21 protein-coding genes are annotated in these 22,554 nt (G+C 46.0%); 16 read left to right on the top strand and 5 right to left on the bottom strand.

Annotated features, from left to right (window positions below; translation table 11 throughout):
* Window positions 1-275: 275 nt before the first annotated feature.
* The 7 genes from PSHG_RS11320 (at window position 276) to PSHG_RS11290 (ending at window position 9,198) form a co-directional block, all read left to right on the top strand.
* Window positions 276-1,469, top strand: a complete 1,194-nt coding sequence (locus tag PSHG_RS11320; protein ID WP_026021322.1) for a glucose-1-phosphate adenylyltransferase — start codon at window positions 276-278, stop codon at window positions 1,467-1,469.
* A 525-nt stretch (window positions 1,470-1,994) separates the two neighbouring features.
* On the top strand, window positions 1,995-2,777 hold the full coding sequence (locus tag PSHG_RS29340) for a hypothetical protein (protein ID WP_010272799.1): 783 nt from the start codon (window positions 1,995-1,997) through the stop codon (window positions 2,775-2,777).
* Window positions 2,778-3,736: 959 nt separating this feature from the next.
* Window positions 3,737-4,330 (top strand): histidine phosphatase family protein, encoded by a 594-nt coding sequence (locus PSHG_RS11310; protein WP_010272797.1) that lies wholly within the window; start codon window positions 3,737-3,739, stop codon window positions 4,328-4,330.
* Between the two features lie 114 nt (window positions 4,331-4,444).
* Window positions 4,445-5,272: an MBL fold metallo-hydrolase gene (locus PSHG_RS11305; protein WP_010272795.1), complete on the top strand. Its 828-nt coding sequence runs from the start codon at window positions 4,445-4,447 to the stop codon at window positions 5,270-5,272.
* Between the two features lie 332 nt (window positions 5,273-5,604).
* On the top strand, window positions 5,605-6,561 hold the full coding sequence (locus PSHG_RS11300; RefSeq protein WP_010272793.1) for an ABC transporter permease: 957 nt from the start codon (window positions 5,605-5,607) through the stop codon (window positions 6,559-6,561).
* 11 nt (window positions 6,562-6,572) lie between these two features.
* A complete protein-coding gene (locus PSHG_RS11295) occupies window positions 6,573-7,472 on the top strand; it encodes a carbohydrate ABC transporter permease (protein WP_010272791.1) in 900 nt (299 codons plus the stop codon).
* A 103-nt stretch (window positions 7,473-7,575) separates the two neighbouring features.
* Window positions 7,576-9,198, top strand: a complete 1,623-nt coding sequence (locus PSHG_RS11290; RefSeq protein WP_010272790.1) for an extracellular solute-binding protein — start codon at window positions 7,576-7,578, stop codon at window positions 9,196-9,198.
* Between the two features lie 152 nt (window positions 9,199-9,350).
* Here PSHG_RS11290 and PSHG_RS31025 read toward each other — a convergent pair whose 3' ends face one another.
* A complete protein-coding gene (locus PSHG_RS31025; RefSeq protein WP_162830526.1) occupies window positions 9,351-9,515 on the bottom strand; it encodes a hypothetical protein in 165 nt (54 codons plus the stop codon).
* A 240-nt stretch (window positions 9,516-9,755) separates the two neighbouring features.
* The gene (locus PSHG_RS11280; RefSeq protein ID WP_010272788.1) at window positions 9,756-10,205 is read right to left on the bottom strand and encodes a Dps family protein; all 450 of its coding nucleotides are present in this window, start codon (window positions 10,203-10,205) and stop codon (window positions 9,756-9,758) included.
* A gap of 394 nt (window positions 10,206-10,599) precedes the next feature.
* Here PSHG_RS11280 and PSHG_RS27335 point away from each other — a divergent pair, with 394 nt between their 5' ends.
* The 4 genes from PSHG_RS27335 (at window position 10,600) to PSHG_RS11260 (ending at window position 12,856) form a co-directional block, all read left to right on the top strand.
* Window positions 10,600-11,076: a DUF948 domain-containing protein gene (locus PSHG_RS27335; protein WP_010272787.1), complete on the top strand. Its 477-nt coding sequence runs from the start codon at window positions 10,600-10,602 to the stop codon at window positions 11,074-11,076.
* A gap of 201 nt (window positions 11,077-11,277) precedes the next feature.
* Entirely contained in the window at window positions 11,278-11,631 is a 354-nt protein-coding gene (locus PSHG_RS11270; RefSeq protein WP_010272786.1) for an STAS domain-containing protein, read from the top strand.
* Window positions 11,628-12,080, top strand: a complete 453-nt coding sequence (gene rsbW / locus PSHG_RS11265; protein WP_010272785.1) for an anti-sigma B factor RsbW — start codon at window positions 11,628-11,630, stop codon at window positions 12,078-12,080. Before PSHG_RS11270 ends, rsbW begins: the two co-directional genes overlap by 4 nt.
* Entirely contained in the window at window positions 12,077-12,856 is a 780-nt protein-coding gene (locus PSHG_RS11260; protein ID WP_010272783.1) for a sigma-70 family RNA polymerase sigma factor, read from the top strand. The genes rsbW and PSHG_RS11260 overlap by 4 nt, the downstream gene beginning before the upstream one ends.
* Before the next feature lie 171 nt (window positions 12,857-13,027).
* Here the strand turns inward: PSHG_RS11260 and PSHG_RS27330 are convergent, their stop codons facing one another.
* Entirely contained in the window at window positions 13,028-13,351 is a 324-nt protein-coding gene (locus tag PSHG_RS27330; protein WP_010272782.1) for a YtxH domain-containing protein, read from the bottom strand.
* A 389-nt stretch (window positions 13,352-13,740) separates the two neighbouring features.
* On the opposite strand from PSHG_RS27330, the gene cls reads away from it, so the two are divergent.
* Window positions 13,741-15,177, top strand: a complete 1,437-nt coding sequence (gene cls, locus PSHG_RS11250) for a cardiolipin synthase (protein WP_026021321.1) — start codon at window positions 13,741-13,743, stop codon at window positions 15,175-15,177.
* A gap of 105 nt (window positions 15,178-15,282) precedes the next feature.
* On the top strand, window positions 15,283-15,576 hold the full coding sequence (locus PSHG_RS11245; RefSeq protein ID WP_010272780.1) for a hypothetical protein: 294 nt from the start codon (window positions 15,283-15,285) through the stop codon (window positions 15,574-15,576).
* 61 nt (window positions 15,577-15,637) lie between these two features.
* On the opposite strand, the gene PSHG_RS11240 is transcribed toward PSHG_RS11245, so the two are convergent.
* Window positions 15,638-16,294, bottom strand: a complete 657-nt coding sequence (locus tag PSHG_RS11240; RefSeq protein WP_187373782.1) for a thiamine diphosphokinase — start codon at window positions 16,292-16,294, stop codon at window positions 15,638-15,640.
* A 286-nt stretch (window positions 16,295-16,580) separates the two neighbouring features.
* Between PSHG_RS11240 and PSHG_RS11235 the strand changes: the two genes are divergently transcribed.
* The 3 genes from PSHG_RS11235 (at window position 16,581) to PSHG_RS29335 (ending at window position 20,987) form a co-directional block, all read left to right on the top strand.
* On the top strand, window positions 16,581-17,114 hold the full coding sequence (locus PSHG_RS11235) for an NfeD family protein (RefSeq protein WP_010272778.1): 534 nt from the start codon (window positions 16,581-16,583) through the stop codon (window positions 17,112-17,114).
* Window positions 17,115-17,137: 23 nt separating this feature from the next.
* On the top strand, window positions 17,138-18,721 hold the full coding sequence (locus tag PSHG_RS11230; RefSeq protein ID WP_010272777.1) for a flotillin family protein: 1,584 nt from the start codon (window positions 17,138-17,140) through the stop codon (window positions 18,719-18,721).
* A gap of 481 nt (window positions 18,722-19,202) precedes the next feature.
* Window positions 19,203-20,987 carry an ATP-binding protein gene (locus PSHG_RS29335; protein WP_010272776.1) on the top strand — a complete coding sequence of 595 codons (1,785 nt, stop codon included), beginning with the start codon at window positions 19,203-19,205 and terminating at the stop codon, window positions 20,985-20,987.
* Between the two features lie 134 nt (window positions 20,988-21,121).
* Here PSHG_RS29335 and PSHG_RS11220 read toward each other — a convergent pair whose 3' ends face one another.
* Complete coding sequence (locus tag PSHG_RS11220) at window positions 21,122-22,309, bottom strand: MGDG synthase family glycosyltransferase (protein WP_010272775.1); 1,188 nt, start codon at window positions 22,307-22,309, stop codon at window positions 21,122-21,124.
* Window positions 22,310-22,554 lie beyond the last annotated feature (245 nt).

Below are 22,554 nucleotides of genomic sequence, written 5' to 3'. Positions count from 1 at the left end.
AAACATTAGGAGGAAAGGCGGGTTGGTACGTCAGAAGAATCCCTTTCTACTGGCCTATTTATTTGGCAATAGTTTAAGAGGCTAGAAAGATGTGTAAGCATATGAGACAGACTACATTTTGGAAAGCTAAAAGCAGCTTGGCCTGGCTTCACTGGATTTCAGGCTGAAAAACGGAAGGTATAACGGCCCAGGGTCAAGTATACTCATTTGCTTCTTTCTGATGGAATTGCCAAGGTTAGATTCAATAGTAGACTACCAGAAGAAAGGTGATAGAGATGAAAAGAAGAGAGTGCGTAGCTATGTTACTAGCAGGTGGAGAAGGACGTAGACTGGGCGTTCTGACTTCTCACGTGGCAAAGCCGGCGGTGTCGTTTGGCGGCAGGTACCGCATTATCGATTTTGCATTGAGCAATTGTACCAATTCCGGACTGCAATCGGTAGGGGTGTTGACTCAATATAAATATGAGTCGCTCCATAGTCATATAGGAGACGGAAGCTCCTGGAAGCTGTGGGAAGAAGATGGCGGAGAAATCTCCTTGCTCGCAGCCGATGGAAGGAACTGTTCCGCCTATGAGGGAACAGCAGATGCAATAGCAAAAAATATAGATTACCTGGAGAAGCGTAAGCCGGAACACGTGCTTATTTTGTCAGGAGACCATATTTACCGCATGGATTACCGGCCGATGCTGGAGTGGCATAAACAAACGAATGCGGATGTCACTATCGCCGTCAGAGAGGTGCCGTGGGATGAAGCGAGCCGATTTGGCATTATGGCTACGGGAAGCGGAGAGCGAATTGTTCACTTCGAGGAAAAGCCGGAAGAGCCGCAGAGCAACCTGGCCTCCATGGGTATATATATTTTCAAATGGGAAGTGTTGAAACGAGTGCTTCTGGCGGACCGTAAACAGCCCTATTCCTCGCATGACTTCGGCAAGGATATCATTCCCGCAATGCTGGCTAGCGATGCCCGGCTGTATGCCTATCCATTCGAAGGATATTGGAAGGATGTCGGTACGGTGGATAGCCTATGGGATGCTCACATGGATTTGTTAAACGGCAGCTTGTTCAGCATGAACCAGGAGGGGTGGCCGCTTTATACGAATGGAACCCGGGAAGCGCCGCAATACATTGCCCCCAGCGCGATTGTTAGACGTTCATTAATCCACTCAGGCTGCGGTATTCATGGCCGGATTAATCGGTCCGTGCTATCCTGCGGGACGGAAGTCGGAGAAGATTCCGTTATTAAGCACAGCGTAATTATGCCTAATGTCAAGATTGGGCGCAATGTAAAAATATATAAAGCCATTATTGGCGAGGGCACGGTCATCCGTGATGGCAGTGTCATCGGGGAGCCGGAGGAGGAATCCATAACTGTAGTGGGCGCTCAACAAGTCATATATCGTGAAAATGAAAAAAAATCAGGCTTGTTTGTACCACGCAGTCAGCTGGCTCTGGAGCGAATCGGATAGAGCTTTTGCCAGCAAGGAGTAGAGTCTTTGCCAGCAAGTGAGCATAGGCTTTGCTTGCAGGAGTGAGTACTTTGCAGAATTCGCGACGATACATGACTGAAGGCCGTCCAGCGTTGGCTGAGACGGTTTTTTGGTTGATTCGCAATTCCTTAACGTGGTTAAAAATAGGGACAGCATAATAATCCATATTTAGGAAAGAGTAATATAGGACGGAGTAGTATGAGACTGAGATATGGGCCGGAGTAAAAAGGATAGAGTGATATGAGGCAGAGTGACGTATGACGGTGTAATAAGGGACAGAGTGATATGGGATAGAGTGATGTAGGAGGGTGTAATTAGGAACAGAGTGAAACCGAAGGAGTAATAGGGGCAGAGTAAATTGAGGGAAAAGTAATATGGAAGAGATAAAGGCAAGAGATAAAGGCAAGAGATAAAGGCAAGAGTATTAATAATAAAGAGTAGTAAAAGGAAAGAGTAGCTACAGGACAAGCAGGAATCTACTACAGCATCTAGGAGGCTCGGACTATGAGGAAATTTTACAGCCTATCCGCTATCTTTGTGGCCTTGCTTCTGGTTGGGGCCCCCAATATTCAATTGATGCCTGAACAGACAGCCGGTCACGAAAATGTAAGCAGGGCGATCGGGCCGTCCGGGGCTGGCAATCCTACTGTCCAGTTTATACATGAGGCAGCGATCGCTCATGCGGAGATTCAATCACACGGCGCCCCTTTGTATAACAGCAAAGAGCCGAATGAGTGGGACGGGCGGGATGAGAGAAGTGGGTGGAATGAGCGGAACGAGAGAGACGGGAGAAACGAGCAGGACGGGCGGAACGAGTGGAATGAGCTAAACGAGCTAAATGAGCTAAATGAGCAGGACCGGGGAGCGGGCTTGATTCGCGAAACCTCTGGATTTCAACATAAGCAGCGTTTTCCGCTGCAGTCGGTAAACGGGATAACTCTTTGGGATAGTAAAGATCAGGTTTTGGAGAAGCTTGGAGAGCCGGGTTCCATTGTGGAGGATTCGCTTCTGACCGATGTAGAAGTGCTTTATTATCCAAATATGGAGGTCGGTATTGAGCGAAACCTTGTCCGCTATGTAGCAGTGGATCCAGCGGCGGGCACCATCCGGATAGATGGACAGGAGCTCAAAATAACTAGGGAAGCGTTTGCGGAAGCAATGGGTGAACCTGACTTCGTGGGCGAAGACGGATTAGTCTATCAGAATAAGCAAAATGCCATTAAGCTTTTTCTGGATCATGATGGAGATTTGCAGGTTATTCGCTTCTTCCATATAAGCAGTACCTGATAAGGAATAGGAGAAATTGTACCTGTAGTGTTCTGCTGGATGTTAACGGGATGTAACTACTGGGTGCAGGCGGGAAAGTCCCGAGAGACCTCCATGTAAGATCTCTATACAAAATCTCTATGCAAAATCTCTATGTAAAACTTTTTGCAAGATTTCTATGCAAGATTTCTATGCAAGATCTCTTGCGTTGTACGGTGTGATTTTGATCTAACGCTCGCCCTCGCTCTTATTTGCTTAAAAAAGCAGGTATTTTATTTCTAACGCTCACCACTGCTCTTATTTGTGACAAAAAGCCCCTAAAAAACTGCGATCTGAACAAAATAAGGACCATGGCGAGCGTTAGAGAACTTGCAGGTAATTGCCTTTTGCCGGTTTGGGGAAATTCCCCGAACTGGCATTTCGGCATGCCGAAATGCCTAACCCGTCATCCACGCCCGTCACCGCCGCACCCCCGAACCTGTGATACAGAGGCTGTAACCAAGAGCCCGGACATTAAGCGGGAAAAGGTTCGGGGAATAGCAAGAGAGGATATGCCCGTAATAGACAAATTGTTAAGATGTCGTAAATAGTAGGATATTGCTGTTATTTCTGATGGGTTTTTTATGGGTGATGGAAAATAAGTATATGTTCTACGCAGATTGGTGTATGGACAATTGAAATTGGTTTTCCTATCATGAGATGTAAAATCATTTGCTTAAAAGGGAGAGTGACCGCGTCCGGAGGAGGGGCATTCATCCACTGCCAGGTCTTGTACCGAACGAGGCAGATTTAATCGGTTGAATCGGCTGCTACTGTCCGAAACAAAATGCCGCATCCTTGCTTTCCTATTTCCGCTCTAAACAGCTAGTATTCTTAACCCCGGGTTTACAATCAGAATATTATAATGGGGGTTATCTAATTTGGATGGAGATACGGATAACGGCAAGTAGGCGTCTAGCGAAATAATCAGGAGTGAAACCATGACAACAATTGCTTTTGTTCGACACGGAAATACGGCATGGAATATTGAGAAGCGAGCTCAGGGCCATTCTCATAATCCATTGAATGCCACTGGGTTTAAGCAGGCTGAGGCGATTGGCAAAAGGCTGGCGAAGGAAGAGTGGGATGTGTTGATCTCCAGCGATCTGCTTCGTGCAAGACAGACTGCTGAAATTATTGCCTCTTATGTCGGCATGCCGATCATCTACGACCAAAGGATTCGTGAAATCTCTCGCGGACAAATCGAAGGAACGATTGAGGAAGAAAGAGTGAAGCGATGGGGGAAGGACTGGGGGACGCTCGATCTCGGCGAAGAAACCGAACAGCAATTGCGGGCCAGGGGCGTCGCATTTGTTAAAGAGGTCCTTGAAAAATACAAAGGTAAAAGAGTGCTGGTCGTCACTCACGGCAAATTTCTGATCCAGACCCTTCATGAGCTTTGCCCGGAAACTACCGATTGCAACGATTTGGTTCACAATTGTTCCGTAACGATTTTAAAGCAGGTCGGAACTCAGTTGGATTATGTTCTTTATAACTGCACCGCCCATCTGCAGCAGGAGGAGCTTACCCATTAGGGGAGCTTCTCCCAGGGTTATGGCTCCTTCGGCTAGCGAGCCCCGCTTCAGGCGCGGTACAATCCGGATCACATATCTTGATTCAAACGACACTAGATCGCAGGAGGATCGACAATGAAACTTACTTTCCTGGGAACAGCAGGGCCAGACCAAATTCCATCTCCGTATTGTGACTGCCCCCGATGCGAATATGCCAGGGAACATGGGGGCTATGACAAGCGGAAGAGATGCAGCTATTTAATCAACGATGACATGCTCGTGGACATGGGAGCTGACTTAATGGTGGCGTGCTCTATGCATAACGTGCATTTAAGAAATTTGAAGTATGCCTTGGTCACCCATAGTCACCATGATCATTTCTATCCGCAGAACTTAAGCATGCGGCGCCTCGGCTTCCAGCAAAGTGAGATGCCGACACTTGTTTTTGCCGCACCGCCGTCTGTCATGATGCTGCTGGATGCCGCAGGAATTAGAGATGAGAGGATAGCTCTTGCGCGAAAGCCGGTACTGCCCTTTGATCACCTCGACCTGCCTCCCTACCAGGTTACCGCGCTCAAAGCTACTCATATGCAAGCTGTTGGCGATGCGGTGAACTATCTGATTGATGATGGAAGGAAGAAGGTGCTGATTGCTTCAGACACTGCGGTTTACGAGGATGCAGTTTGGCCGTATCTCGAAGGGGTGCAGCTTGACCAGCTTATCATAGAGTGTGCTGTAGGTGTTAATACGTCCTTTGCCGCAGGGCAGACCAGACATTTAAGCATTAATGGCGTCCGTACAATGTTGGAGCGAATGAAAGAAATTAAAGCGATCACCTCCGATACGCCTGTTTACGCTACGCATTTTACTCATAAGCACTGCCTGACCCATCGCGAGATGAACGAAATTTTTCAAGATATGGGTGTAGTGTGCGCCTACGATGGATTAACATTGGATATTTAATCCTATCTTTAATAACAGCGAAGCGAGCTTTAAATCGATAATAATGGTCATAAGCGGTGAACGTATCGAAGTAACGGTTTATAAGCAGTGAGCGTCCCAAAGTATTAGTTCATAAAGTATTAGTTCATATCAGTGAACGTCCCAAAGTATTAGTTCATAGCAGCGAACATTTTCAAAGTAATGGTTTATATGCAAGTGGAAGCCGCAAAGCAATAGGATAGCCTCAGCAAATGGAAGCGCTTTCTACAGAATATTAAGCGAATTTAAGCACGGTGATAGCTTTTTCTAAGAAGTGCGCGTAATACCAAATAGGAGGAGAGGATCAAATACTTATGGCTAAACCATCTCAGACTGTAAGCGCACAACCATTCAAGAACAACAGCTTTTCTTACAAGTTAAAAAAAATCACAAGAAACTGGCAGTTATACCTGTTCCTTCTCCCTACGCTGGCCTATTTCTTTATTTTTAAATACATACCGATGTATGGTCTGCAGATTGCATTCAAGGACTTTATGGCTATTCATGGGATTTGGGGGAGCCGCTGGGTGGGCTTTGAGCACTTTGAACGATTTTTCAACTCCTATCAGTTTTGGAATTTGATCGAGAATACCCTATTAATTAACTTGTATCAGCTGCTGTTCTCCTTCCCCATACCGATTATCTTCGCACTTATGCTTAATCAAGTAACTCATACCCGATTCAAGAAATTCGTACAGACCGTTACATATGCTCCGCACTTTATTTCCGTCGTTGTTTTGGTCGGTATGCTCTTTATTTTCCTATCGCCGACCAACGGCTTTATTAATAATTTGATTCAGCTGTTTGGCGGTCAGCCGATCTATTTTATGGGAGATTCCGAGTGGTTCAGGACGATCTATATCGGCTCGGAAATCTGGCAAACGACAGGCTGGAGTGCGATCATTTATCTCGCAGCCCTAACCTCGATTGATCCTCAGCTGCATGAGGCGGCTATGATGGATGGCGCCAGCAAATTCAAGCGAATTCTCCATATCGACATTCCCGGAATTATGCCTGTCATTATGATCTTGCTTATTTTAAATATCGGCAATTTTGTTTCCCTTGGCTTTCAAAAAGTGCTGCTAATGCAGAATGCATTGAATATCTCGAACTCGGAAGTGATTCAGACCTACGTTTACAAAACAGGGATTATTGGTTCTCAATTCAGTTATGCGGCTGCGATCGGTTTGTTTGAAAATGTCGCTAATTTCATCCTGCTTGTTATGATGAACCAGTTTGCCAAGAAGATTAAACAGCAGAGCTTGTTTTAGGAGGTGCAGCCGTGTCTAAAATCGCGAGGGCTAAGAGTGACAAAGTGTTTGATGCCATTAACTATACTGTGCTGACGATTATCCTCTTAATCGTGCTTTATCCGCTGTATCTCATTGTGATCTCATCCATCAGTGAGCCGACAGCCGTCAACTCGGGCAAGGTTACCTTTTGGCCGCAGGGCTTCACTCTGAAAGGCTACGAAATTCTCCTGGAAAACAAAGAGGTATGGAGGGGATACCGCAATACACTGCTATATGTCATCCTCTCCGTATTCGTTGGAGTCTCGCTCGTAATAACTGCAGGATACGCGCTTTCGAGAAAAGATTTGGTCGGACGCAATTTCTTTATGTTCGCTATTGTATTCACGATGTTTTTTAGCGGAGGACTAATCCCGACTTATCTGCTGGTGCAAAGTTTGGGCATGATCAACACCATTTGGGCAGTTGTTATCCCGTCTGCGGTTTCCGCTTATCATTTGATTGTGACGAGGACCTTTTTCCAGACCACGATACCGGATGAACTGCTGGAATCTGCTCAAATGGACGGCTGCTCTACAGTCCGCTTCTTCTTCAGCATTGTCGTTCCCTTGTCGACACCGATTATTGCGGTTATGGCGTTGTTCAACGCTGTGGCGGAGTGGAACTCCTTCTTTCCGGCGCTGATTTATTTGCAGGATCAATCGTTATATCCCTTGCAGCTAATTCTCCGCAGCATCCTGGTTGCCAGCCAGGAGGCATCACAGGCGACAGGAGGCCTCGTCGATCCGGAATTGATTGTAGAACAGCAGCAATATAAGGAGTTAATCAAATATTCGCTGATTATTGTTTCCAGCGTGCCGATTCTGGCGCTGTATCCATTCCTGCAGCGTTACTTCGTCAAAGGGGTCATGATTGGTTCAATCAAGGGATAGCGGACCTCCAAGCGTCAGGTTAAAGAGGAAGTATTGCATAAGGTGCAGCTTTGCTCAGCGCCTTTTTCAATAAATCAAACGATAGAAGGGATGTAGGTCAGAAATGAGTGGCAAGCGCAAGTGGTTAACCGCATTGATTATGGTTGGGGTCATGATATCAGGCTGTACTAATTCTTCCTCCCCTGAGGGAGCGAATCCGTCCGCAAGTCCATCTGAAAGTCCGCCGGAGAGTCCGATAAGCTCCAATTTCAACGAAACCGGGCTGCCTATAGTTAATGAGCCGATTACGTTAAGAATAGCCGGTTCCTATGATGCAAGAACTGGCTCTAACTGGAATGAGCTGGAAACGTTTAAAGAGATAAATGAAGGCACGAATGTTAATATCGAGTGGGAGCTGTCTCCCGCTTCGGATTGGGGCGAAAAGCGCAATCTGATGTTGGCCGCAGCCCGAGATTTACCGGATGTGATGTTGAAGGTGTCCGCTTCTGATGTCGTTACATATGGCTCCCAGGGAATTTTTATTCCTCTGGAGGAACTGATCGACAAATACGCTCCTAACCTGACGAATTTCTTGGAGCTTTATCCGGAAGTAAGGGGCGCTATTACTGCACCGGATGGCCACATTTACTCTTTGCCTCTTGCTAACATGGCGGAATATAAGAGATCCGAGGGGAACATTCTGTGGATCAGCAAAACTTGGCTGGAGAAGGTCAATATGGAAATGCCAACGACCACCGATGAGTTTCGCGATGTGCTAAGAGCTTTCAAAGCGGCGGGCATGGAAATTCCGTTAACCGGAATCTATAATGGCGGACAATATGGGTTTGGCTTCCTGTACGGATCGTTCGGCACATTGGATCAACGGTTTATCGTTAAGGATGACGAAGTCCAGTTTACTAGAGCGACCGATGAATATAAGGAAGTAATCAAATACTTACACTCGCTGTATTCGGAAGGCTTAATTGACCGGGAGGCTTTTTCCCTTGAATCTTCGCAGATGCTATCCAAGCTTTCCGCAGGCAGTGAGCCGACGATAGGCGCATTTCTCGGATGGAGCCCGGACCAGATTACGGGAGTCGACTACAACTGGGATTACGATTCACCGATTGTACCTTTCGTTGGCCCGGATGGGCATCAGGCGGCAGGATATATGAACGCACAGATTGATGTTGGCATCTTTGCGATTACCAGCAACAATCAGCATCCTGAAGCTACTATAAGATGGGTGGATCGCGCTTTTGAGCCGGAGATGTCTTTCAAGCTCCGCCAAGGACCTAACCGGGTGAAGAAGCTGCCTGACGGAACCTATGAAATTATTCCTGAGCCGGAAGGCTTCAGCGCGGGGGAATGGCGGGTAAAAGAAACGCCATATAACAGCTTTGTGTACGGCTTTACGAATGAACAGCAGGAATTGCTCGATGTCACCAATCTTAAGGCCGGTCACCTAGACCCTGACAGCCCGGAATGGTATGAGATTCGTAAGCCGTATCTTAAGCCGTGGATTTACCCGAGAGTATTGTTCAGTAATGAGCAGTATAACGGTATTAATCGTTACGAGACGGATATTGTGAGCTACACGGATCAAATGGCGGGAGAATGGATCACTAGAGGAGGAATCGAGGAGCAGTGGGATACCTATATTAAAACCCTGCACCAGATGGGACTGGAAGATTACGTGAATATCTATCAGACCGCTTACGATAATTACCTGCAGGCAACTAATTAGACTCCAGCTTTGCTTCCTGGTTATAATACCTTTGCGATTTGTGAAAATTGAGCTGCAATTAGAAACCCGCGTGAGCCGTAAGGCCTGACGCGGGTTTCTTCGTGATTGTATAAGCTTAGGCAACAGATATCGTCACCCTGGCTTTTGCTGCTTTAAAACATCGGGAATACGTATCTTACGATAAAATACAGTGCGCCGAAGAAAATAATGATATAGGCTGTGTATTTAATGAAAGTAGAGGCCACCATACTATTGTCCGTTTTTTTCTCCACATTGGTATGCTTCTTTTCTACATCTACATGTTTATTTTCATCCATCGTCTTCCACTCCTTTTTCGTAGCGGTTTCGCAGCTGCTGCCTATCACTACTTACCCCTTCTAATCTATGGCGAAACGAGTACTAGAAGATAGAAAGACGGTTCACAAATGAGCAAACATGCTCAATCTATGTCAGCACACCAATAAAAAACGGATATGAAGGCAGCTGTTGTCCTCCATACCCGTTTTTTCTAGAGCAGCTTTTGCAAAGGATAGACCCAGGTTTAATCTGAGACAGGTTTACGCTTTTAAATAGGCCTTCAGCATCCAGCCATGCTTCTCCAGAGAAGCGGCAATAGCCGTAAACATATCGGCGGTAGGAGCATCACCGTTTTCTTCGGCGGCTTCGATGCCCTCGCGAAGCTCTTTGCAAATCATCTCGAAATCTTGGGCGACCTGTTTAACCATATCGGCTGATGACTCATGATCTGAGGCTTCCTTCAAGGTGGACATTTCCAGGCATTGCTTTAAAGTTCCAACCGGCTTGCCTCCGAGAGCAAGAACACGTTCAGCCAGATCGTCCAAATGCTGGGCGAACTCATCATAGAGCTCCTCAAGCTTAACATGCAGCGTAAAGAAATGTTCGCCTTTTACATTCCAATGATAATTATGAAGCTTCATATACATGACCGAAAAATTGGCCACTTGCTGGTTAAGGGCAGATTCTACAGAAACTAAAGTTTTAGGCATTGCTTGCTTCCTCCCTTCAAAAGGATTCTATACAGTCATCGTTTATTATGCCTCGAATACTTTATATTTACCCTTACTTACACGGATTTAATCAAGGTTTGCGAAAACACCCATTCTGTTTCAGGAAAGGCTTATTCGTTTAAATAATTTCCAAACCGGCAGCATTATTGGGGACCCGCAGCCTGTGGTTTGGGATTGTCGGATTTAACCGGTACGGGTAAACTTATATTAAGCATTATTGCATATGCTGATTCCTTGATGGCTGGCGGCAGGATATAGACTTAGCTTCATAAACGAGTATGATCTATAGCTTGTTCGCTTGAAAGCCAGCGGGGCTTAAGCAATTATGCCTAATTAAATACGGCTGTGCCGTCTGGAAAGGAGAGGGTTTTAAATGTGGGAAATTGCGGTTCTGATCATTGCACTTGCCTTCGCGGTATTGACCGTATTCGTTATTCAGACGCTAAGAACGGTTCAGGATACTCTTAAGGAAACGAATCGCACGGTTAAAGAGCTCAAGGAAGATATCAATGAGATAACCATTGAGGTTAAAGGATTGATTCGAACGACTAATCAAATAACTATGGATGTCCGTTCCAAGATGAGAACATTGGACCCGCTGTTTGGCAGTGTGGAAAATATGGGCGGGGCGCTTGAGGGGGTAACGGCATCTATACGCCAGGCTTCGGCAACTCTTCGCGATAACTTCAAACGTTCATCTGCAGCAGTTAACCAGGGGCAGGTAGAGGTGCCGGCTTCAGTAAAGCAGGTACAGCAGGAAAGCAAACTCCATACAGCTTTGCATCTGCTTAATTCCGCTTATGAACTATGGCAGCGCTATAAAATGAGTCGCATGAGCAAAGCAAGATAGGATTTTCAGCTCAGGCAATAATTGGTTCATTAATCCCGTTAATAGTTAAGGTCTTATCCTCTTCCGAGCAGATAAGGCCTTTTTTGCTAGATGGAAAATAATTTATAGGTTTCCTCTGTTTCAGAATAGGGGTTGATGGTGTATTAATAATTAGGCAATGGTATACTTTTTTTAATATGAAGTCATGGGAGGACATATTGAATGAACTCAGATAAAAAGTTCAGTATCTATAAAGAAGTAATGCCTGACGAAGTGATAATTTACTTATCAGGAGAGTTGGATTTGTCCGTTGCGCCGGAAATGCGTTCCGATCTGGATCCTTTTGTACAGCAAACGAAAAGGAAGCTCACCCTCAATTTGAAAGACCTCAAGTATATTGACAGCACAGGCATTGGAATTATTGTGTCGATATTAAAAACACGCGATTCCTTGAAAGCTGCTTTCGGAGTTGAGGAAGTCCCGGCTAAAATCCAGCGCCTGTTCGATATCACCGGTATTTCCCAATTTTTAAACCCGCCTGAGGGATCATCGGAAAGGAAAGAAGAGATCATATGAAACCAGTAGAGAACAACTGTGTGACTGTAAAAGTGCCGGCAGACGCGGAATATGTGGATATCATTCGCTTAACTTTATATGGTATTGCCTCTAAGTGGGGCTTTTCCTATGAAGAGATTGAAGACATGAAGGTGGCCGTTGCAGAAGCTTGCAATAATGCAGTTTTGCATGCCTATGAAGGAACCAGCAAAGGGCATATTGAAGTGAAATTCGAAATGCAGGAAGATGGAATCCGAATTAGCGTTAAAGATGAAGGAAGCAGCTTTGATTATGAGCATAAAGAGGAAGAAGCGACATCTTTGCACAATAAAGATCTAAATGAGATCAATGCAGGAGGATTAGGCATTTTTATGATGCAAGCGCTAATGGATGACGTCAAAGTCCATACCGAAGAGGGGACTGAAGTCATTCTCACCAAATTTCTGCAAAGGAATGGGGAATTGGCATGAAGCCAGAACAAACGGCTCTAGAGGGCAATGGCATGGTTGAAGCCATTCTCCAGTATCAGGAGTCGAATGATAATGAGGTCGCGACTTCCCTGCTGCTTCACTATGAACCGATTGTCAAAATGGCGGCCGGGAAAATGTCTCGCAACCGGCCGGACCTATATGAAGATCTGTATCAAGTAGGCCAAATGTCTTTGCTGCGTCTCTTCAAGCAGTATGACAGCTCGCTTGGCATTCAGTTCGAAGCTTACGCGATGAAAAGCTTGATCGGCCACATGAAAAATTATTTGCGGGATAAGTCCTGGTACATTCAGGTTCCTCGCCGGATCAAGGAAAAAGGTCTGATGGTGCAGCAGGCTATTGATGAGCTTACGATGAAGTTGGAGAGATCGCCTAATGTGGATGAAATCGCACAATATTTGGAGCTCACCACGGAGGAAACGATTGAGGTTCTGGCCGGCAGAGAGTGTTACAATTATGTCTCGCTGGACACTCCGCTTTCGAGTGACGATGGCAGTGCTACCATCGGGGACTTAATTGGAAGCGATACCGATGATTTCGGGACGTTAGAGAAGCGTCTGGATTTAAGGGAGGCGCTTGTCCATTTAAAGGAAGAAGAGAAGAAAGTGCTGTTGTTAGCTTACAATGAAGGCCAATCGCAAAGAAGTATTGCACAGGTGCTCGGTATTTCGCAAATGAGTGTGTCGCGCATTCAGAGAAGAGCTATAGACAAGCTTAAAAAAATACTTAACGGACAGTCCGGCATACCGGAATATTAACAATCACGTCAATTCAATATTGGCGTGATTTTTTAAATTGGTGCCTTATAAATGTCCGGCTATATGCCAATAAGAGGAGTAAGGTCACTCCGCTCCGATATTCGTTCGCTCTATTAAATAACGGGCAAACAAAAACCGGCCCGCAAGGCCGGTTTTTGTTTGCCCTTAGTGTTATTTCATGGTTGATTTCACATCTTCAGCAGCCGACTCGGCTGTTTCCTTTGCCGTATCCTTGATTTCGGATGCAGCAAACTGCGAAACCTCTTTTGTTTTGTCCATGAATTCCGAAGCATGATTGCCGATGCTTTTAGCCACATCTACGGTTTTGCGGGTTACATCCCCCGCTTTTTCCTTCGTCTTGGCAGTAATGGAATTACAAACATTGGAAATATCTTTTCTCAGCTCCGTACCACTTTTAGGGGCAAGTAACAGAGCACTCACAGCTCCTACGGCAGCTCCTACAATCGTACCGACCATAACACTGTTTTTTGCCATAGCACTTCACTCCTTGTCAATAAATTGTAGAATCGTCCAAAATTGGATTGGCCTGATGGATCTTCGGGAGCTCATTTTAGCTTTCCCCCAGGCCCTGAAGATTAACCTGAACGGCTTGTCTCATGAATTCTGGGATGGACGACTTGGACATTTTTGCTTAAGTGCAGCTCTTACAAGGTCAAGATTTATTACCACTTGCGGTGAAACCTTGGCTTAGGTATAGTTAACCGCTTGTCCATGGCTTGAAACAGCAGGGGCCCTCTGGTTTATAATGAGGGAATAGAGGTAAACAATGAATAAGAGTCAATATAACCGCGCCGCCCCATCGAGGAAGGTGTCAAAACTTATCTTACTTACTTGGAGCTGTAGGAGAACGGGGGAGCTTGTTGATGGGAACATGGTTAATGGTGGCCATGGGATTATTTATTTTGCAAATCGGCTTCGTGCTGTTATCGGAATACCGAAACCCATCCAAAACGACAGCATGGCTGCTCATTATTTTCCTGTTTCCCGGATTGGGGTTTCTGGTTTATTATTTCGTCGCGAAGGATCACCGGAAAAATCGCAAATGGCTCCGCAGACGCGGAAAGCGTTCGCTGCACCGGCTGCCGCTGAGAATTATCAAGCGGATTAAAGTCGCCAAAAAGGCCAAAGAAATTCGCAATTCCAGCTTGTCCCGGCATAGGCGGCTGTTTGGATTGCTGCAGAGCATTCCAGGCTCTCCTATTACCCAGGCTAACCAGTCGGAAATATATTCTTCCGGGAAGGAAACCTTTGAAGCTATGCTCAAGGCTATGGAAGAAGCCGAGGATCATATTCATATGCAGTTTTACATTTTTCGCGCGGATTCGATTGGCCGCACCTTCCAGCAGATGATGATCCGCAAGGCGAAAGAAGGCGTGAAGGTCCGCTTTCTCTATGACGGTCTAGGCAGCTATGACTTAAGCAGCCAGTTTATTCGCGAGTTGAAAGAAGCGGGAGTGGAGGTTGAATGCTTCCGGCCGATCCGGGTTTCGTTCTTTCAAAAAAGCATGAACTATCGCAATCATCGCAAAATTATGGTGGTCGACGGTCGCATCGGTTTTCTTGGCGGGATCAATGTCGGCGATGAGTACCTGGGGCAGGACCCGAAGCTCGGGAACTGGCGCGATACTCATATGAAAGTGATCGGGGATTCCGTGTATTTTTTACAGCATACCTTTCTTGAGGATTGGGCGCTGGTTACGGGGAAAAAATTGAAGGAAGCGAGCCACTTTCCGGAGCATCATTGCGAAGGGGACGAGCAGATTCAGATTATTGCGAGCGGTCCGGATGCACACTGGGATACGATTCTTGAGCTGTATTTTGGCTCGATTAGTGCGGCTTTCCGCAGAATCTACATTGTTACGCCGTATTTCGTGCCGGATCGCAGCATTTTAATGGCCCTAAAAACAGCTGCTTTAAGCGGTGTCGAGGTGGTCATTATTTTGCCGGGCATCACGGATCATCCGCTGGTTAAATGGGCTTCCCGTTCTTATTTGGAGGAATTGATGCATGCAGGCGTCCGCTTTTACTTGTATCAGAGCGGGTTCATTCATGCTAAAATACTTATTATTGACGATACCATCGCTTCTGTAGGAACGGCGAATCTCGATATGCGCAGCTTTTTTGACAATTTTGAATTGAACGCGGTGTTGTTTAACAAGCGCTCGATTTATAAGCTTGTCCGGGACTTCCAGCTGGATCTGGCGGGCAGCAAGGAAATAACGTTAAGCTCTTTCCGCAGGAGGCCTAAGCTGGAGAAGGTGAAGGAAATGCTTGCCCGGATGCTCTCCCCGCTGCTGTAAAGGGACAGGGCAAATCCATTGCTTGAATATATCCCGATTGGGGAACAATTACAAATAGTCGAATCTGAATTAATCCGCGGATGCGAGGGAAAGGGGGATGACTGTATGGGCGTTAAGTTTGGAAGAGAGTACGAGGATATCATTGAAGAAATGTCGGATGTGATGTATGGGGTGGAGCAGTGCCACGAATGGTTCGAGATGAGCGGAGAAGACTGGCTGCAAATGGAAGAGGCTGAAAGACGGGCGTGTGTTTCGACGATGGCGGATGATATTTTTTATGGTTTGGGCGCAGACCCAAGCATTAGCTTTGGTTCCTGCCAGATTCATTACGATGCCGACAATCATATCATCAAAATATGTGCTGATGACAACATCGTGCATGTGATTCGGCTCATCTAAGTGCAGCGGGGATACGCAAATACTCCTCGCTGTCTGGTTGAAGCAAGGCTTAGCTCGGAAGCTAAGCCTTGCTCATAACGACGAGCAGCATCCCGCTTTTAATCATGATCACGCCCTCATCGTCCAGCAGGACATTGCTGATCCCGAGCGACTGGCCTATGGTCAATTGGGCATTGCTTAATGGATACTGAAAGCCCTGCAGCGTAATTCCTTCCACTTTTTCGCTAAGAGGGAGCAGGGAGCAATAATCGTACTCCGGCTGTTTGTGAATAACGAGCTCTTGATCTGTGGCATAAATGCGGTTGCAGGAATTGACAATGCAGCAGGGAATCTGCAGCGGCAGCACCCGGGCTAGCAGATGCACATTGGCTAGCGTATGGTCGAACCGGGTCCCCGTTACCCCTATAAGAACGAGGCGGCTTGGCTGCAGCTTAAGAGCCAGCTGAAAGGCAAGCTCGGTGTCCGTATAATCTTTATCGATCGGATCGTAAGCCTGATAGGATCGGCTGTTCTTGGCGATCCATTGCTTGTCCTCCGGGCTTACCGAATCAAAGTCGCCTACCGCATAGTCCGGGGTTATCCCGTGGCGCAGCAGAAACAATGCCCCGCTGTCAGCAGCAATGGTAACCTCAGCCTGCCGGATTTCATTCAGGGCCCACTCTCCCAAGTTCCCTCCGCTCACAATGATGATATGCTTAGCTGTATGCTCGCTCTGCAACAAGCCTAACTCCTCCCGAAAACATATAATCTAACCAGCTTATATTCATTTTGCGTCCATCTCCTGCATTATCTAGCAGCTTTCACTTAACCCATTCTAATTTTACCACAACAGAGGGTACAACCTTGCAAGGTCTTGATAAAGGTTTTTCATAGACATTTGTAATTTCTTGAAACATAAGGTCGAATAACACGTATTTAGTTACATAAAAGTAAGAGAAGATGCACCAAACAAGAATGACCAAGGTAAGCACCCGCATAATTACAAACATGGAGGAAGGGTTGCTATGCTGGAATTTTATTGGGGATGCCTGATTTTTGGAGTTCTGTTTGCACTTGTTACCGTTTTGTTAGGTGACTTGCTTAGCAGTGCGGCTGATGGGTTCTTAGATTTCCTCTCCGTTGATTTTTTACAGCCGATGGTTGTTGCGGGAGCCATTACGATCTTTGGCGGGGCAGGAATCCTATTAACCAAATACATGCCCGGTGTTGTTGGCTGGCTCCTTGTATTAATAGCTATTGTCATCGCTTTGGCAGGCGCTGCTATGATTTATTTCTTTTATGTCAAGCCGATGAACAATAGTGAGAATTCAACGGGCTACTCTTTTCAGGATCTCAAAGGGTGTTTGGCGGAGGTTATTACCTCTATACCTGAGAACGGCTATGGCGAAGTCATCGTCAAAGTCGGGGCAGGAATCAGCAATAAACCAGCCAAAAGCATCGACAAGCAACCCATTCCTGCGGGCGAACAAGTCGTAGTGGTGGAGGTGAAACAGGGCGTATTGCTGGTTTCCAAGTATGAAAGTCTTGATTCTATCTGAAAATTTGAAGGAGGATAACAACATTGGAGAACATTCCTGACATTTTGCTCATCCCGTTAATCGTTATTGGGGTTATTGTTATCTTAGGTTTGGCATTTTGGGCGAGATACAAAACAGTCGGACCCGATGAGGCGATGATTGTTACCGGTTCTTTCCTAGGTAATAAAAATGTGCAAGTTGATGAATCCGGGCGCAAGCTCAAGATTGTTCGTGGCGGCGGTGCTTTTATATGGCCGATCTTTCAGCAAGCTGAGTTTCTATCGCTATTATCCCATAAACTTGATGTCTATACTCCTGAAGTGTACACCGAGCAAGGTGTTCCGGTCATGGCCGACGGTGTGGCGATTATTAAAATCGGTGGTTCCATTGAAGATATCGCTACCGCTGCCGAGCAATATATGGGCAAGCCGATTGATGCGCTGAAGGGTGAAGCCCAGGAAGTATTGGAGGGCCACCTGCGGGCCATTCTCGGAACGATGACTGTGGAAGAGGTATACCGTAACCGCGAGCGTTTTGCCCAAGAGGTGCAAGGTGTAGCGGCTAAGGATTTGCGCAAGATGGGCCTGCAAATCGTTTCCTTTACGATTAAGGATCTTCGTGACAAACACGGGTACCTGGAAGCGCTTGGTAAGCCGCGGATCGCTATGGTCAAAAGAGATGCCGATATTGCGGAAGCGGATGCTATCCGTGATGCCAGAATCCAGAAGGCGAAAGCTGAGGAGGAAGGGCAAAAAGCGGAGCTCCTGCGGGATACGCATATCGCAGAGGCGGAGAAGGACCGTGAGCTTAAAGTAGCTGCTTATAAGAAAGAGCAGGATACGGCAAAAGCGGAAGCGGACCAGGCTTATAACATCCAAGAGGCGAAGGCAAAGCAGCTTGCGGTGGAAGAGCAGATGAAAATTGAGATCGTCCGTAAAAATCGGGAGATCGATATTCAGGAGAAAGAAATTCTCGTCCGCGAGAAATTATACGATGCGGAAGTTAAGAAAAAAGCAGACGCTGACCGTTATGCGGTAGAGCAATCTGCCGAAGCGGAAAAGGCCCGCAAAATGCGTGAGGCTGACGCCCTGCAATACCGGATCGAAGCCGAAGCACGCGCTGTTGCTGAACAGAAGCGGATGGAAGGTCTTGCACTCGCGGATGCCGAGCGTGCAAAAGGTACCGCCGAGGCGGAAGTTATCCGTCTGAAAGGTTTTGCGGAAGCGGAAGCGAAAGAAAAGCTCGCCCAAGCGTTCGAGAAATTCGGAGAAGCGGCTGTCCTCGATATTATTGTCAAAATGCTGCCTGAATTGGCTGGCAAAGTGGCTGAACCGCTGCAATCCATTGATAAACTGACTGTAGTTGATACCGGCAACGGTGAAGGGGCTGCGAGAGTAAGCAATTATGTGACGCAGTTAATGGCGACAGCTCCGGAAATGTTAAAGGATGTATCCGGCATTGACCTGCAAGCTTTGGTGAAAGGCTTGACCTCATCCAATACTGAGGAGAACTCCCAGAAGACTGAGAAGAAAGCAAATAAGGCTCCTGCCTTCGCACTGCCGGCTATTCCTGTAGAGCAGGAAGGAAAGCCCGCTAAAGATCAAGCTGGTGAAGACAAATCGAAATAAAATCGAAATAAACCTTGCACATAGGGGGCGGTTGCATCCGCCCCTGTCATATTCAGAAAAACACCTTCAAGGAATTGCAGCCGTTTGACAGGTTGGCGAATCCTTTTGAAGGTGTTTTTTTTCTACATGGACATTTTACGTAATTTGATTTCGTGGAACGAAGCTTAAAATGCGGGGCAGTGTCTATATTTGCAACTTTAAATTCTAAAATGTGGAAAGTTTTGTTCACGAACCTCAAAACTTAATGTAAAATAAGTCTTACTACGCAGTAATTTGACGAACCAAGTCGGATTTTGGCAGAGAGTATGCGAATGGTCTTAATTCCCTGTAACTTTGTGCGAGTTTTTTTCTTGAATACCAAAATTTTGTTTCAGATGATGGAGTTTGAGCGATGAACATATGGACAAAGCTTTTGTGCATGCTTTTAACCGTGGCCTGCCTTGGTTTCCTTTCGGGTTCTTTCGTACAGGCGGAATCTCCTATGATCCCAAAATCCGGCACACCGGTATCGGTTGAGAATTGGGAATATCATTGGGGGCAGTTTCCGATGGACGAGGAAGGCAACTTCCAATGGGAAAGAGGAGGCAATTATGAGGGAATTCATAACGATATTTGGATTTCATCGATCATTACCTTGAATCCCCCTCACCGTGGCGCGCGAAATGTAATTTGGTACCGTGTACAGCTCCCGCCTACTCAATGGAGCGATCCCAGCTTAAATATTCAAGTTCATGGCAAATTCCGCATTTACTCAGAAAAAAAGCTGATCTACCAATTTGGTGATTTTAGCAAGGAAGGGACTCCTTATCAAGGAAATGCACCGAGAATCGTTCCTCTCCCGACTGACAGCATGGGAAAAATGCTATATGTGGAAATCCATTCCGATTCAAAGAATATCGGATTTAATCCATATCCAACTTTAGCCAGCCACTCGGAAATTATTTTGGATCTTCTGAAAAAACAATCGGATAGGCTCATCATAGGATGCTTTTATATTCTTACAGGAATGATCTCACTATCTTCCTATTTCCGCTTAAGAATAAAGCCATTCTTCACTTTTGGTCTATTCGGCATATTTTTTGGTATCTATACGATTTGCCGAACTACCATTATTAACTTTTTCTATGATTCCCCTCTCTTATGGGCTGATGTAGAGCTTGCCGCCCTGGTAGGAGGAATGGCCAGCGTTATCGCCTTCCTGGTTCAGATGTTTGGGGAAGACCGCCCCCAGGATCGGGCACTGAATGTGTTGTGGAAGCTGCACTTGATTTTTGCCGTAGTTACTATTCCTTTCATTCGGGTTCATACCCTGCAGCTTGATGAAGTGATGTTTGTATATCATATATTTATGCTGGCAAGCCTTCTCGTTTTAAACGTGTATGTGGCGGTTATGGCCTATCAAAAAAATCGGGATGCACAAATTGTTCTCCTTGGGACTTTGTTTTTCAGCTTGATGGGGGTTATTGACTTTTTCAATCATTTATTCCCCCAAAATATGGTTATATTCTCAATCTCTTACCTCGGCATGGTTGTTTTCTTATTCAGTCTGATTGGCGTTCTTATTAGAAGAACCGTAGATATGATAGCCCGGCTGCGGAATTCAGAGAAGCTCTCCCTGGTCGGCCAGCTGGCGGCTGGAATTGCCCATGAGGTTCGCAACCCGTTAACGATTATATCCGGGAATTTGCAGCTCATGCAGCAAAAAGGCTATAGTGAGGAAACCAGCCAGTTAATGCTGAGTGAAATAAAGCGGATTAATAGTATACTGAATGAATTTTTGTATCTGGCCAAACCGAATTCGCCTAAGCTCGAAGTTAATAATTTAATGGAAGTACTGAATGATGTAGTGTACTTGTTTCAGAGCCAGGTTATGAACCCGCCCATCCAAATAATTGTAACTGCAACAGACAAGGTTCTCCTGGTCAAATGTGATCCGAATCAATTGAAAAAAGTGTTCGTTAATTTGCTAAGAAACGCTGTAGAAGCTATGCCCGACGGAGGAAAAATCCGAATCGTGGTTAGAAAGCTAAAAGTCAATGTTATCATGGAGTTCATAGACGAGGGCACGGGCATCGCCGCTTCGAACCTCAAGCGTTTGAATGAACCTTTCTACACGACGAAGGAAGGCGGAACCGGGTTAGGGCTCTCGATCAGCAGGAAGATCATCGAGGAACATCAAGGCAAGCTGCAGCTGGAAAGCGAGCTTAACCATGGAACGATTGTTAAAATTGTGCTGCCGCTAGCACGAAAAATAATGATTAGCTGAAAGTCAAATCAATATTAAAAAAACCAGTCTTGAGGTCATCTTCCATGACCTTTTAAGACTGGTTTTTTGCTTAGTTTGACACGAGCAGTCAATATTTCCGGGGAAATGACAATTTCGCCAAAGATTCGGCACAGTTACCCATGCTTCAAGGCAGGCAGATGACAGATCGATGCATCCTGCCATTTTGACTCCGTTCGAAGTATAGCATGCAGAGCATAGTAAGCAGAATTTTTCATACGCAAGCTTTTGGCTTTTAGGGCCATTCGTTCTAAAAGAACAGGGTGCCGTAATAAATGGGATAGCAAGCTCTCTATATGATCTTCCTCAGAGTTAAGCACAGCCAATCCATTGCGTACAAGATAATTAGCATTGTCCTGTTCCTGACCTGGAAGGGTATTGTGAAGCAGCATAGGCAGTCCCATCGTAATTGCCTCTGAGGTGGTCAAGCCTCCGGGCTTGGTAACAATCAGGTCGGAAACCGCCATAAGCTCATCGACATGGTCACAATACCCGTACACAGTTAGTGTATTTCTTGACGGCTCACGCTGCAGTCGTTCCATAAGCTGCCTGCGCAGCTTATCATTACGCCCGCATACGACCATAAAGTGCACAGGAACCGGGTAATCGGTTGACCAGAGCAAGGAGGTAAGCTCCTTGCTGATAATGCCGAATCCGCCACCCATCACGAGAACAGTAGGCCGATCGGCTTCAACCCCTAATTTTTTTCGCAGCATCGGGCGGTCGAACGGTTGAGTGAACTTTGGCTTGACCGGAATACCCGTAACGGCGATCTGTTGGTCGCTTAAATGATATTTTTTCAATGCCTGCCGAACCTCATCCGAGCCTACAATATACTGGTCGGTTCCGGGATGTATCCAATAGCTGTGGTCAGTATGATCGGTAATAACAGTTACCGTCGGCACCTGGGTCAATCCTTGGCATTTAAGCACAGACATAGCTGCAGCCGCCGAAGGAAACGTGCTGACGACAACGGTTGGTTTGATCTCATCGAGCAGGCTCAGCATTCTTTGCAGATCGAACATTTTAATTTTTTTAAATAGCTGGGAAAACGAATTGTCGGGGCGCGTTTTTTGAAACAAATACCCATACAACCCTGGAAACCGATGGACCCACTGTTTATAAAAGAACTTGCCGAAGCTGTGCAGATGGGGATGAGTCCATTTCATAAAGTCGACTATCTCAACTTCAGCGTTCGGCTGGTACCAAGCAGATGCCTCTAAAATCGCCATCGCTGCCTGCTTGTGTCCATCGCCTAATTCTCCGGACAAAATTAATATTTTATGTGTTCTTTGTTGTTTCATTTTAGGAACACCTCTTTGCAATTCCTTATTTGTCTATATTATATAAAACATATTGCGGATTGAAAATTGACTTGAGACGGTCCTTAAACTAGACTTTGGTCGAGAATGATAAGGGCTTGAAGTCCGAGGAAATGGATAAGGTGAGGAAGATTTTGCCTATATCTCTTTATAAGCTTTTTCTGCCCTTATATATCTAACTATATACAGGAATTATTAAGGAAATTATGATAAGATTATAAATTTTT

Origin of the sequence: Paenibacillus senegalensis JC66 (assembly GCF_000285515.1) — a bacterium.
Taxonomy (GTDB): domain Bacteria; phylum Bacillota; class Bacilli; order Paenibacillales; family NBRC-103111; genus Paenibacillus_L; species Paenibacillus_L senegalensis.
Note: the sequence above shows the minus strand (reverse complement) of the source record. Positions and strands in the feature narration are given on the sequence as shown.